The following is a 13,688-nucleotide window of genomic DNA, read 5'->3' as shown; positions in this document are numbered from 1 at the left end:
CAGCCTATATTTTAATTGATGTATTAATCAGGTACAGGATTTAATTCGCCCGTTCAGAGTCTAATAAAAACATACATACAGGCTTTGAATCACAAGTGGTCACATTATGATATTTTCAACATTGCCCCATCGCTCCCGCTCCCTGCGTTTCGGGATAATCTTAGCCACCATGAGTTTGACGTTATCTGCCTGCTCTTTTATGCCATCTCATGTTGAAATGAGTTCAGCTCAGCTTAACGTGACGGATAAGGCCAATGATGGTAAGCCATTGAATGTCGATTTTGTTGCCGTGCGCAGCGATAAACTGGTGCAACAGATCGAAGCGCTCAGCGCCAGCCAGTGGTTTGAGCAGAAGCAACAGCTGCTAAAAGAGAATCACGGTAATTTAATCGTATGGCCAGTGAAAATGTTGCCCGGTTCACAAATTACCGTAAAAAATGTCCCTATCTCCGGTAAACCTGCCGACTCTCTCATTCTGTTTGCTGGTTATAAAAGCAAAGGCGCTCATCGCTTAATATTGAATGATATTCGCCATCCTAAATTAGAGTTCCGGGATGATGATGTTTATCTGTTTAAAGATTAAAAAAATCAGGGAGCCATAGGCTCCCTGATTCATAACAGACATCCAGAGTTTTATTACTTCAGATGGGTTCCCGCACGCAGCGCTTCAATACGCTTGTCTAACGGTGGATGAGACAAAAACAGTTCACTAAAGGTTTTTGACTTACCGTTAATACAAAATGCCATCATGGTAGAGCCTTCCTGCGGTTCGTAGCTGGTTTTCAGGCGTTGCAGCGCCGCTATCATCTTCTCACGACCAACCAGCTTAGCCGAGCCGGCATCTGCCTTAAATTCACGGTGGCGAGAGAACCACATGGTGATAATGCTGGCCAAAATACCAAATACCAGTTCCAGCACCATCGACACGATAAAATAGACCATGGTGTTGCCTGATGAACTTTCGTTATCGCGATTCATAAAACCAGCGGCCACCTGAGCAATCAGGCGTGAAGCAAAAATAACGAAGGTATTTACCACACCCTGAATCAGAGTCATGGTAACCATATCACCGTTAGCAACATGGCTGATTTCATGAGCCAGAACCGCTTCTGCTTCATCGCGACTCATGTTTTGTAATAATCCGGTACTAACGGCAACCAAAGAGGCATCTCGTCTGGCTCCGGTTGCAAATGCGTTAATATCAGGAGCCTGATAAATAGCCACCTGTGGCATTGCAATACCTGCCTGCTGCGACTGGCGTCTGACGGTTTCAACTAACCAGCGTTCTACTTCATTTGCCGGTTGTTCAATCACCTGTCCGCCAACAGAACGCAGCGCCATCCACTTTGACATCAACAAAGAGACGAATGCACCACCAAAACCAAACAAACCGGCCATGATCATCAGACCCTGAACGCTACGTCCCTGAATGCCGGTTAAACTCAGCACTATGCCAAAAACCACCATAACTGCGAGGTTTGTTAATAAAAATAACGCTATACGCATCATAAAATGATAGTTTCCTCAGAGAAATAAAATAATGTTCTTACCAGACAGATCTTATGGGCTTATATCCAAAATTCAAGTGTGAACAACACTCACATAACAATTAGATCATAACTTTACAATGACAGGTGATTAACTTCACACTTCCCCTGCTTTTCCTGGCTTCTGGTGGTGATAAAAAAGGCGCTCAAAGAGCGCCTTTCAAAGGTCTTATTAAAAATGTTGCTGCTTAGTCTTTCTTCACTGCAGCTGTTGCGGTTGCTTGTGCAGCATCATTCTTTTCTAAATCCGCCAAATCTACCGCAATTAATACCGTCTCATCCAGGTAAGGATCGGCTTCTTTATAATCTTTTGGTAAATCTTCCAGCGACTTCAGCTTACTCTTACCTTCGCGCTCCAGACGGTCGTTGATGCGTTTTAAACGAATTGCATCATCTTCACTGCTCTCTTTTTCACGCTTAGCATAGTTTAGTGAAATAGTCGCACGCTTATCTTTATTCGCCTTATAACGGGCAATATCCTGCATAATAAACTGGAACTCCGGATCTTTAGCAATCCGCTCATCATAGTTTTTCTTCAGGATTGGAATATAGCGAGATTCATCACCTAATAAAGAGTAAGTCGCTTTGTCAACGCTGTCCCACGGTAATGCGTTATCTTCAAAGCTTTCACCCGTTTCTACCGGATCGATACCCGTAGGCATAATGATGTCTGGCGTTACCCCTTTACGCTGAGTACTGCCACCATTAATACGATAGAATTTTTGAATGGTATACTGCACTGAGCCCAGTTCAGGCCAGTCAGGACGCAGCATTTGATCGTAAATACGATTTAATGCGCGGTGCTGTTGTACAGTCCCTTTACCAAAGGTTGGTTCTCCAACGATCAGTGCACGACCATAATCTTGCATTGCAGCGGCAAAAATCTCTGATGCTGAGGCACTAAAGCGATCGACTAATACTACCAATGGACCTTTGTAGTAAACAATGCCATCAGTATCGCTGTCTTCACGAATTTTTCCGTTGTTATCACGAACCTGAACTACCGGACCGCTTGGGATAAATAATCCGGACAGAGAAACCGCTTCGGTTAATGCACCACCACCGTTAGTACGCAAATCGATAATAATGCTGTCAACGTTTTGCTTGGTCAGCTTTTGCAGTTGGGTTTTAACATCTTCCGTCAGACCAACGTAGAAACCCGGAATATCCAGTACACCAACTTTTTTCTTACCGACGGTTTTCAACGTCATCTTAACAGCGCGATCTTCCAGACGGATACGTTCACGCGTCAGTACAACGGTCTTCGATTTAGCCCCTTTAGCCGCGGGTAAAATCTCCAGACGAACCTTACTGCCTTTTGGCCCTTTGATTAATGCAACCACATCATCCAGACGCCAACCGATAACATCAACCATTGGCTTATCCTGCTGGCCTACGCCAACAATTTTATCACCAACGGCAATCGATTTACTCTTAGCGGCAGGTCCACCGGCAACCAGTGAGTTGATTTGCGTATAGTCATCTTCCATTTGTAACACGGCTCCGATACCTTCCAGAGAAAGGCTCATTTCCGTATTAAATTGCTCGGTATTTCGAGGAGAAAGATAACTGGTATGCGGATCAATTTCACGGGCAAAAGCATTAATAAATGACTGAAAAACGTCTTCACTTTTCGCCTGGCTTAAACGCTTAATCGCTGACTGATAACGCTTGGTCAGAATATCTTTAATTTCTGGCCACTCTTTACCTGCCAGCTTCAGGTTGAGTTCGTCGTATTTGACTTTTTCATACCACAGCTTGTCCAGCTCTTCGATGCTGGTTGGCCATGGTGCTTTGCTGCGATCAACTTCAATTGAGTCATCGCCGTCAAAAGTCATCGGTTTATCCAGTAACGTTAACGCATAGGTTAAACGCTCAAAACGACGTTTCTGGGCATAGTTATACAGATCGTAAGCCGTATCCAGTTGACCGGACTTTAACTCATCATCCAGCTTAGTTTTTTTATCGGCAAACTTAGCAATATCAGAAGCCAACAAAACATTGTGGCTAAAATCCAAAACGTTCAGATAACGATTAAAGATTTTCTCTGAAAATGCATCATCGAGGTCAAATTGACGATAGTGTGAACGTGTAAAACGTGAAGTTACCCGTTCACTCACCGTGGCATGCTGCCCTTCCTGTTTCAGGACAGGTAGTTGATCGACACGGGTTATCGTCGTTTCCTTAGCATAACTTAATCCTGCGAGAAATAAGCTTGCAATGGCCGTTAACCGGATTAAGTTACTCATGCTTTGGCTGACCTCCAACTTAAAACTGTAAATGCTCTGCTCGAACCAGCATAGCTAAACCTGAAGCAAGTTGAACCCGAACGCCATCTTTAGCGATTTCAAGAACCGTTGCATCCATGGCGCTCTGACCTGCTCGTACTTTGACATTCTGCCCGGTTTTAAGAGCAGCTATATCAGCAGCAGAAGCTGGGCGAAGTTTTTCAACCACTTTAGCTGCTGGAGCCGGAGCAGTAGAACGTGTCGGAGCCGGTTTGGCTTTTGCTTTTGCCTGAGACGATGGCTGAGCAGCTTTGCTATCCGGTGCTGTTTTTTTAGCTGCCGGGCGAGGACGGCGAGCCTGAGGGGCTTCTCCTGACTCTTTACGTTGTGCTGCACGCTGAGCCTGAACTCGGGCTTTCGCCTCTTCCAGTTGTTTACGCGCATGCTCTACGTGCTGCTCTTCCAACAGACCACAATCTGCACCGTCTAAATCAACACGCTGAGCATTTAATTTCAGACCGTGCAGATAACGCCAGCTGGAGGTATATAAGCGTAACGCAGTACGTAATTGTGTTTTACTGAACAAGGTCTCTTCAGGCAGTCGGGTTACGACATCCTGAAAGATTCCAATTTTCAGAGGCCGGGCTTCACCCTCAAGGGTAAAACAAAGCGGGAATTTTTCTGCCAGGTAGGCAATGACTTCTTTACTGCTGTTCAACTTAGGTTGATTTTCCATGAAATTTCCTGATTACAACGAACTTACCCAAAAGCGCAAGCGTAGATTACGCGCCATTATAATCACGCTTTTAGTAAAAGCTACGTTATCCGCACTTCAAGTTTAAACTAATGATGATAACCGTCCGTAAATATTAGCTGATATGTTGCGAAAGCAATGCAGCAATATTTTCCAAACCCTGTTGATCATCACTATCAAAACGACCAAATACCGTACTATCTATATCTAAAACAGCGATAATGCTAGTTCCCTGATAAACAGGAAGCACTATCTCCGCATTGCTCGCACTGTCGCAGGCAATGTGTCCTTCAAATTGATGAACGTCATCAATACGTTGAATTCGATTCTCTTTAACTGCCGTCCCGCAAACACCCCGACCAACGGGAATACGCGTGCAAGCAATCTTTCCCTGAAAAGGCCCCAGCACCAGCACATTATCTTGTAACAGATAAAAACCAGCCCAGTTAACCGCTTCCAGTCGCTCAAACAGAAGTGCGCTGGTATTAGCGAATGTGGCTATCAGATCCGGCTCCCCTTCAATCAGGGCAGCCAGGTCTCGGTGCAACTCGGTATAAAACGCTTTTTTATTCATTTTATCAACATAAACTATAAAACAGACTGCCAGAAATTTGACTATAAAAGTGAGATATCATTCCAAAATTCCAGTATTTAAACTCAACCACCGGCCAGTTTAACTTTGAATCCTTTATATTCTAGCAGCACTTTTAACTCATCGCGTTTATCACCTTGAATCTCTATCAGGCCGTCTTTCACTGCGCCACCGCAACCGCATTTTTTCTTTAATTCAGCCGCCAGTTTTTGCAGTTCAGCATCATCAAGATCCAAACCAGTGATAATACAAACACCTTTACCTTTACGCCCGCTGGTTTGTCGTTGAATTCTAACGATACCATCGCCTTTTGGACGTTCAACTTTAACCTCTTCCGGCGTAATGCGTCCGGAATCAGTAGAATAGACTAAACGACTGTTATTATCTGTCATGATCGTGTCATATCTATTATGCCAGGCTGGCCAGAATATTCTGCAGGGTCTGGGCTGGATTGGCTGATTGTGTAATCGGTCGGCCAATGACCATATAGTCAACCCCTGCATCCAGAGCCTGTGGAGGCGTCATTACCCGACGTTGATCGCCAATATCACTACCTACCGGACGAATTCCCGGCGTAACTAACTGAAATGCCGAACCAAACAGTGACTTCAGGTGGCGAGCTTCATGGGCTGAACACACTACGCCATCAAGTCCATTATCTTTTGCTAAACGCGCCAACCTTTCTGCATGTTCTTCCAGCGATGACGTAATTCCAATTCCCCGTAAATCACTCTCATCCATGCTGGTTAATACCGTAACGGCAATTAGCTTAGGCGCAGAATCACCATAAGGCAAAAGTGCCTTTTTTGCTGCCTCTAGCATACGGGCTCCGCCACAGGCATGCACATCAACCATCCAGACGCCCAATTCAGCTGCCGCGGCGACGCTTTTGGCTACAGTATTGGGAATATCATGAAATTTCAGGTCCAAAAAAACATCAAAACCACGATGATGTAACTCACGTACCAGTTCAGGACCACAAAGAGAAAACATCTCTTTACCAATTTTCAGCCGGCAATCTTTAGGTTCTATTTTATCGGCCAGTTCAAGCGCTGAGCGTTGATTATCGTAATCCAGAGCAACAATTATGGGTGAAGTCGACATCGACATACTGTTTTCCTGTAATGCATTCTTACTAAAAGAAGCCCAATCGCTATCAGGCTATTATCTGTTTATTGACCGTCTAATCCACGAATAGGTTTTACCGTTGACCAGGCCCGGCAAGAAGGACAGTGCCAGTAGAGCGAGTTAGCCGTCAGTCCGCACTTTTCGCAGCGATAACGGGGGCGGATACGAATTTGCTCACCCACCATTTCTCGTAACACCAGCAAACTCTCTTTAGCTCGCCCTTCTTCTGCTTCCGCCAGTTGATAATCCATCAGACGATAGAAACCTCGGGTCGTTGGATGAAGCTGTAGCTGGCGATTAATATAGGTTTGAGCCACATCTCGCCCTTCAGTTTGTTCCAGCATATCCGCCAGTCTTAATTCTGCTTCGGAGCCGGTATTTTCTGCCACACAGCGCTTCAGGTACTCTATCCAACGTTCAGGCTGCTGTAATCGTTGATAACACTCATACAACATGGCGATAGTTTCGCTGACAAAATCTTTATCCTGCTCGATAACCCGCTCCAGCTCATTAATCGCTTTGGTATCATCACCGCGGGCAATCCAGATACGACCGGACATAATCGATACCCGGGCACAATTTTTATCGGCAGCGGCGGCTTTTTTCAGCAGTCCCATCGCTTTATCCAGATCTTCAGAGCCCATCGCCTGTAGAGCTAACTCACAATAAAAATGGGCAATCTCAAGACGAAACTCATCTTTTCCTGCTTTAACCAATTTCTCGGCCATCTCAATGGCCTGCTGCCAATCGCTGGTTGTCTGATAAATAATCAGCAACTGCTTTAACGCAGGAATCCTGAAGTCTGCTTCATCAATTAGCTGAATAAACATCTGTTCAGCGCGATCGTAGAGCCCTGCTGCCATATAGTCCCAGCCTAATTGCTGGGTAACCAGCAAACGCTGTTCAAACGTCAGGGAAGCACTCTCAATCAAAGACTGGTGAATACGGATAGCACGGTCAACTTCACCCCGTGAACGGAATAAGTTGCCTAAGGTCAGGTGGGCTTCAAAAGCACCGCCGTCCTCTTTTAGCATATCGACAAAGAGATCAACGGCTTTATCTTGTTGGTTAGAAAGCAGGAAGTTAACCCCGTCCACATAGCCACGGGACAGTTTATTCGCTTCCTGCTGCCGCTCCTGTTGTACGCCTCTTCGGCCCATATACCAGCCGTACGCGGCAGCTACGGGCAACAACAGAAACAGCAGTTCTAGCATACAGCCTTATTCCTTTGTGGGTTGCGGCAACGCCACAGGTGCAGGCTCGCTGACCGGTGACGAAGAAGGTGTTGCAGCTTGCTGCAAGCGTTTAATCTGACGCTCTGCACGACCTAAACGCAAGCGTAAACGCAGGTAAAACAGGCCACTGATCAGCCAACCCAGAATAAAGCCACCGCCAAATAATATCGCCAACAGAGTAGATAGAGCGTAATCCCCCTTGGCAATCAAAAAGTTGAACGTAACGACCTGTTCATTATGTGCGCCTAATGTTACCGAGATAACCAAAATAACAATGGCGATGAGTCCAATTATTAAATATTTCACAATGCTATCCAAAATAGAGATAAACGGATGAATTATACCAAGAATACTTGATTAATGTTCTATAACTTAGCATTTCTACTCACAGATAGAAAACCTCTCTTTCTCTCCGTGGGTTGTTTATCACTGATATAATCTAATAATACTATCACACAATCTTACTGACTCTGGAGAGTCGTGGCGAATAGTATTGTTTTGTATTCACTATTCTTCGCACTTTTCAGCAAGGTTCACTGCGACCTGCCTGGGAGAAAATACCCAATACTCTGCAGCCCAACTGGCCAGAAAAGCAAATAAACCGCTGAGTAAAACCGAAACAATTAAATCTTCCGGCCAGTGCATTCCAAGTAACAGCCGGCTACCTGCAACAGTAATCGCCCAAACCATCAATACCACAGCGCTGATATAGCGACGGCGAGGTAATAGCATTCCTATTCCCAACAGCGCCCAGGTTGCAGTAAATAGCGTATGTCCTGATGGAAAAGAGTAGCCGGTTTCTCGTTCCCAGTGTTTAGACAACCAGGGCGGAACACGTTCTTCACCTTTGAGATGTTGTTCCACTATCCGGGCACGCTCTTTGCGTGGTAACGCATAAAAGGCATTATCATCAAGCTGAAACTCATTCTCCATCCAGAGAACAAACGGACGAGGCTCTTCCATCGTTTCTTTGATGGCTGACTTTACCCCTTGCCCACCAACGATAGTCACCGCCAGTATAGCAATCAGCAAAGCACCTAGTTTAAAGGTAAGTCGCAAACGCCAGACAAACCACAGCGCCAGCACCACACTGGTAATAGCTCCCCAGGGAGAACTGGCCGTTTCTGTCATCCAGAATAATGGTTTAAGAATAGGATTGTCTTCATTCGGTGTCCATGTCCAGTCAATAAACCAGACAAATACTGGCATTATCAAAAGGATTAAAACCCCAATAAATATTCGCTTTGCAAGCCCACTTAACATATTACGTCTCAGTTCTGATATAATAACAGCGGTCTATAATCCCACAAAAATGGCTAAAAGAGTAAAAATACCGCACTCGCCAGCTGATTTTTTCTTAACTATTCAGCAACAAAATTCATTTGATTAGATTATACTGATACGCTTTATCCGACTGATAAAGTCATAAGCATTAGAATTGCTGTTTATTTTCGCCGTGTTTTCGCGAGATAACAGGGTTCATAACGTAGCAATAGGTTATTGGAGAGTATCATGCAGCTAAAAAGAGTGGCAGAAGCCAAACTACCGACACCATGGGGCGATTTTCTGATGGTCGGTTTTGAAGAGCTTGCCACAGGGCATGACCATGTAGCACTGGTATTTGGTGACATCAGCGATCCAAAACCTGTTTTAGCCCGAGTTCATTCAGAGTGCCTGACTGGCGATGCGTTATTTAGCTTACGCTGTGATTGTGGTTTCCAGCTGGAGGCTGCATTGCAGCATATTGCTGAAGAAGGTCGCGGCATTCTGCTCTATCACCGTCAGGAAGGTCGTAATATCGGTCTGTTGAATAAAATTCGCGCCTACGCCCTTCAGGATAAAGGTGCGGATACAGTTGAAGCCAACCATCAGTTAGGTTTTGCCGCTGATGAGCGCGACTTTACACTGTGTGCAGATATGTTCAAATTGCTGAATGTTGATTCTGTTCGCCTGCTAACCAATAATCCAAAGAAAGTTGAGATTTTGTCCGGCGCCGGTATCAATATCGTTGAACGAGTGCCACTACAGGTTGGCCGTAATCCTAAAAATGAGAAGTATCTGGATACTAAAGCCGCCAAGATGGGACATATTCTGTCCAAATAATAAGCGTCTCAGTAAACATAAAGCCCGCCAATTGGCGGGCTTTATCGTTCTGTTACTCAGAAATTATCTCACCGGTAACTCAATATTTTTAAACAGCGTATCAACCTCTTCCTGAGTTCTCGCCGCGACCGCTTTATCAACCACATCACGAGTTAAATGTGGCGCAAAGCCTTCAATAAAACTGTACATATAGCTACGCAGGAACGTGGTACGGCGAAAACCAATTTTAGTCGTACTATGAGAGAAGATATGACTGGCATCCAACGCAACCAAATCAGGGTCTTCAACAAGGTCTACCGCCATGTTCGCTAATACACCGACCCCTAAACCTAAACGAACGTAAGTTTTAATCACATCCGCGTCAGTGGCAGTGAACACAATTTTTGGTGTTAGCCCTGCCCGACTAAAGGCGATATCCAGTTCAGAGCGTCCGGTAAAGCCAAAGGTATAGGTCACTAACTGATATTCAGCCAGCTCTTTAATACTGACTTGCTTCTTATTGGCTAATGGATGATCGGACTTCACAACAATCGCCCGATTCCAGTGATAGCAAGGCAACATAACTAAATCTTCGTACAGATGTAATGCTTCCGTGGCAATCGCGAAATCAGCATTACCTTTTGATACAGCTTCCGCTATTTGGGTTGGCGACCCCTGATGCATATGCAGTGAGACTTTAGGATAGCGTTCAATAAAGGTTTTAATTGATTTTGGCAATGCATAACGTGCCTGAGTATGGGTGGTGGCAACATACAAAGAACCTTGATCGGGATAAGTATGTTCACCAGCAACCGACTTGATCGCATCTATTTTAGATAACACTTCACGGGCGATACGTACCACTTCCTGCCCGGCGGGTGTTACTTCAGTTAAATGTTTACCGCTACGGGTAAAAATCTGGATGCCCAGTTCATCTTCCAGCATTCGAACTTGCTTGCTGATGCCGGGCTGCGAAGTATAAAGGCGCTCGGCTGTAGAAGAAACGTTAAGATTATGATTCACCACTTCAACAATATAGCGAAGCTGTTGTAATTTCATGCTTTACACCACCACTTAACAAGTATCTCAATACTGAAAATAAAAAGTTATATTCCCTTGTCGAGTTCAGTGAATACTTCCCTCTCGTCACGCCACTGAAGGTTTATCAGGGTGTTAAAAATGCTATCAGCTAATCTGGCTTTATTTTACGCGCCATTCGGCTGAAAAATAAAAACGCCCTGCAGTTAAATGACACACAGGGCGTTATATATCAAGTAATATTCTACTTAATCAGCAACTTTCGTTACTTTTTCGGTGCTTCAGCCCACTTACCATCGGTGTAAAACACTGACCAACCGGTCGCCTTGCCATTCTTTTCAGATGCCACATATTGCTGTTTCGTTTTACGACTAAAACGAACAATCGATTTGTTACCTTCAGGATCGGCAACCGGGGCATCAGCCAGATAACTAAGCTTCTCTGGTAGACGATCTTTAAAGCGACGCAATTCTTCTACTGTTGGCGCACGTGTTTCACGAGATTTAGGGAAGGTGTTGGCCGCAAGGAATACGCCTGCCGCACCGTCACGTAACACAAAATAAGCATCTGATTTTTCGCAAGGCAGCTCCGGTAATGGAACCGGATCCTCTTTCGGCGGTGCAATATCGCCGTTACGTAAAATCTTACGGGTGTTTTTACAATCCGGATTGGTACAACCCATGTACTTACCAAAACGCCCTACTTTCAGGTGCATTTCAGAACCACATTTCTCACACTCAATCACCGGACCGTCATAACCTTTAATGCGGAACTCACCCTCTTCAATCTCATAACCATCACACTCAGGGTTATTACCACAGACGTGAAGTTTACGCTGATTATCGATCAGGTAGCTGTCCATTGCCGTACCGCATTTTTTACAACGATGACGGGCACGTAATGCGTTAGTTTCTGCATCATCCCCTTCAAGCACGTTTAGTACTTCAGATTCAGGGATCAGGTTAATCGTCTGCTTACAGCGCTCTTTCGGCGGTAATGCATAACCAGAACAACCTAAAAACACGCCGGTACTGGCGGTACGAATACCCATTTTACGACTACAGGTTGGGCAATCGATAGAGGTCAGCACCACCTGATTTGGGCGCATACCGCCTTCTTCAGGCTCCTGCTCGGCTTTCTCCAGTTGGTTATTAAACTCGCTGAAGAAATTATTCAGTACCGTTTTCCAGGAAGCTTTGTTGGTTGCCACGCTGTCCAGGTCGTTTTCCATACGAGCGGTAAAATCGTAATCCATTAAGTCGCGGAAGTTCTCTTCCAGACGATCGGTAACGATTTCACCCATTTTTTCCGCATAGAAACGACGGTTTTCCGTATGAACATAGCCCCGGTCCTGAATAGTCGAGATAATCGACGCATAGGTAGATGGGCGACCAATGCCGCGTTTTTCCAGCTCTTTAACCAATGAGGCTTCGCTAAAACGTGCCGGTGGTTTAGTAAAATGTTGTCCTGGCAGTAACTGTTCCAGCTTCAGTGCAGTACCTACTGCGATTACCGGTAAGGTTTTATCCTCATCGTTTTTACGTAATGCAGGCAGTACTTTCGTCCAGCCATCAAAACGCAGAGTGCGCCCTTTGGCTTTAAGCAGGAAGTCACCTGCTTTGACCGTTAACGTAGTAGAGTCATATTTAGCCGGAGTCATCTGACAAGAGACAAACTGACGCCAGATCAATTGATACAGACGCTGTGCGTCTGCTTCCATATCTTTTAGCTGCTCAGCCTGAACATTCACATCAGAAGGACGAATCGCTTCGTGCGCTTCCTGTGAGTTCTCTTTGCTGCTGTATTGATTTGGCTGCTCGGGCAAATATTTATCACCAAAATTGTCGGTAATATAGCCGCGAACCATTGCCAGAGCATCCTGACTCAGGTTGGTTGAGTCAGTACGCATATAGGTGATATGACCGGCTTCATACAGACGTTGAGCCATCATCATGGTTTTCTTCACCCCAAAGCCCAGGCGAGTACTGGCAGCCTGTTGCAGCGTAGAGGTAATAAATGGTGCACTTGGTTTACTGCTGGTTGGCTTATCTTCACGCTCCAACACTTCGTAGTGCGCTTTTTCCAACAGTGCTACCGCCGCGTGAGTTTCATCACGCGTAACCGGCTTAAACGCTTTATCATTATAATGTGTCACCTGCATTTGCAGTGGCACGTCTTTACCGTGACTTAAATCGGCGTGCAGTTCCCAATACTCTTCAGGAACAAATGCTTTGATTTCGCGTTCACGCTCCACTACCAGACGCACGGCAACAGACTGCACCCGACCGGCTGATAAACCGCGAGCAATCTTTTTCCATAATAATGGGGAAACCATATAGCCTACGACGCGGTCCATAAAACGACGCGCCTGCTGGGCATTGACCCTGTCTATATTCAGTTCGCCCGGCTCTTCAAACGCCTGACGAATCGCATTCTTGGTAATCTCGTTAAACACAACCCGACGATAGCGATTATCGTCACCACCAATAACTTCCCGCAGGTGCCACGCTATAGCTTCCCCTTCGCGGTCAAGGTCGGTTGCGAGATAGATGGTATCGGCTTTTTCAGCTAACGCTTTCAGTTCAGCAACGACTTTTTCTTTACCAGGCAAAATTTCATAATGTGCTGCCCAATCATGATAGGGATCGATTCCCATTCGGTTAACCAACGCCTGTTTAGCATCCTTTTTTACTTTGGTGCCTTTTGTTGCAGGGCTGCTTTTAGTTACCGAACCACTCGTTGGCAAATCCCGGATATGACCAACGCTGGACTTAACCACGTAGTCATTTCCTAAATATTTATTAATCGTTTTGGCCTTAGCCGGGGACTCCACAATGACGAGCGCTTTACCCATAATATTGTTTACCTAAATTAGTCCTTCTAAATGAAACTCAACATTTCAATTTTCAGCAAAATGATGAGAAAGCATGGCTTCTATATTGTAGCGAAAATACAGAATCTCAACCTGTAACGCCAAATTCCGGGTGATATTGATATTACTTACAATCAGTTAACATCACCAAACATCATGCTGACTCTGCCGTTGAAAGCCCATAACTGTACCTGATAAAAAGCGCTACGCAA

The 13,688-nt window shown here is 45.2% G+C and carries 13 protein-coding genes; 2 read left to right on the top strand and 11 right to left on the bottom strand.

The features are described from left to right. The first annotated feature begins 169 nt into the window (after nucleotides 1-169). A complete protein-coding gene (locus EKN56_RS07160) occupies nucleotides 170-583 on the top strand; it encodes a type VI secretion protein (protein ID WP_130591147.1) in 414 nt (137 codons plus the stop codon). Nucleotides 584-636: 53 nt separating this feature from the next. On the opposite strand, the gene htpX is transcribed toward EKN56_RS07160, so the two are convergent. The 9 genes from htpX to pgpB all read right to left on the bottom strand — a co-directional run bounded on the left by htpX (nucleotide 637) and on the right by pgpB (nucleotide 8,747). Then, on the bottom strand, nucleotides 637-1,509 hold the full coding sequence (gene htpX / locus EKN56_RS07155) for a protease HtpX (RefSeq protein ID WP_130591146.1): 873 nt from the start codon (nucleotides 1,507-1,509) through the stop codon (nucleotides 637-639). Between the two features lie 226 nt (nucleotides 1,510-1,735). Further along, nucleotides 1,736-3,796 (bottom strand): carboxy terminal-processing peptidase, encoded by a 2,061-nt coding sequence (gene prc / locus EKN56_RS07150; protein ID WP_130591145.1) that lies wholly within the window; start codon nucleotides 3,794-3,796, stop codon nucleotides 1,736-1,738. A gap of 19 nt (nucleotides 3,797-3,815) precedes the next feature. Further along, nucleotides 3,816-4,511: an RNA chaperone ProQ gene (proQ, locus tag EKN56_RS07145; protein ID WP_130591144.1), complete on the bottom strand. Its 696-nt coding sequence runs from the start codon at nucleotides 4,509-4,511 to the stop codon at nucleotides 3,816-3,818. Between the two features lie 133 nt (nucleotides 4,512-4,644). Further along, nucleotides 4,645-5,103, bottom strand: a complete 459-nt coding sequence (locus tag EKN56_RS07140; RefSeq protein WP_130591143.1) for a GAF domain-containing protein — start codon at nucleotides 5,101-5,103, stop codon at nucleotides 4,645-4,647. An 83-nt stretch (nucleotides 5,104-5,186) separates the two neighbouring features. Next, a complete protein-coding gene (yciH, locus tag EKN56_RS07135; protein ID WP_130591142.1) occupies nucleotides 5,187-5,513 on the bottom strand; it encodes a stress response translation initiation inhibitor YciH in 327 nt (108 codons plus the stop codon). 16 nt (nucleotides 5,514-5,529) lie between these two features. Further along, complete coding sequence (gene pyrF / locus EKN56_RS07130; protein ID WP_130591141.1) at nucleotides 5,530-6,231, bottom strand: orotidine-5'-phosphate decarboxylase; 702 nt, start codon at nucleotides 6,229-6,231, stop codon at nucleotides 5,530-5,532. Nucleotides 6,232-6,293: 62 nt separating this feature from the next. Further along, entirely contained in the window at nucleotides 6,294-7,463 is a 1,170-nt protein-coding gene (gene lapB / locus EKN56_RS07125; RefSeq protein ID WP_130591140.1) for a lipopolysaccharide assembly protein LapB, read from the bottom strand. A 6-nt stretch (nucleotides 7,464-7,469) separates the two neighbouring features. Further along, a complete protein-coding gene (locus EKN56_RS07120; protein ID WP_130591139.1) occupies nucleotides 7,470-7,790 on the bottom strand; it encodes a LapA family protein in 321 nt (106 codons plus the stop codon). 201 nt (nucleotides 7,791-7,991) lie between these two features. Continuing rightward, complete coding sequence (pgpB, locus tag EKN56_RS07115) at nucleotides 7,992-8,747, bottom strand: phosphatidylglycerophosphatase B (protein WP_130591138.1); 756 nt, start codon at nucleotides 8,745-8,747, stop codon at nucleotides 7,992-7,994. 249 nt (nucleotides 8,748-8,996) lie between these two features. Here pgpB and ribA point away from each other — a divergent pair, with 249 nt between their 5' ends. Beyond that, entirely contained in the window at nucleotides 8,997-9,587 is a 591-nt protein-coding gene (gene ribA / locus EKN56_RS07110) for a GTP cyclohydrolase II (protein WP_130591137.1), read from the top strand. Nucleotides 9,588-9,650: 63 nt separating this feature from the next. Here the strand turns inward: ribA and cysB are convergent, their stop codons facing one another. Continuing rightward, a complete protein-coding gene (cysB, locus tag EKN56_RS07105; protein ID WP_130591136.1) occupies nucleotides 9,651-10,625 on the bottom strand; it encodes an HTH-type transcriptional regulator CysB in 975 nt (324 codons plus the stop codon). A gap of 244 nt (nucleotides 10,626-10,869) precedes the next feature. Beyond that, nucleotides 10,870-13,458, bottom strand: coding sequence for a type I DNA topoisomerase (gene topA, locus EKN56_RS07100; RefSeq protein WP_130591135.1), 2,589 nt, complete (start codon nucleotides 13,456-13,458; stop codon nucleotides 10,870-10,872). Nucleotides 13,459-13,688: the final 230 nt, after the last annotated feature.

It is taken from the genome of Limnobaculum zhutongyuii (genome assembly GCF_004295645.1).
Taxonomy (GTDB): domain Bacteria; phylum Pseudomonadota; class Gammaproteobacteria; order Enterobacterales; family Enterobacteriaceae; genus Limnobaculum; species Limnobaculum zhutongyuii.
This window is presented reverse-complemented; position numbering and strand designations above follow the sequence as displayed.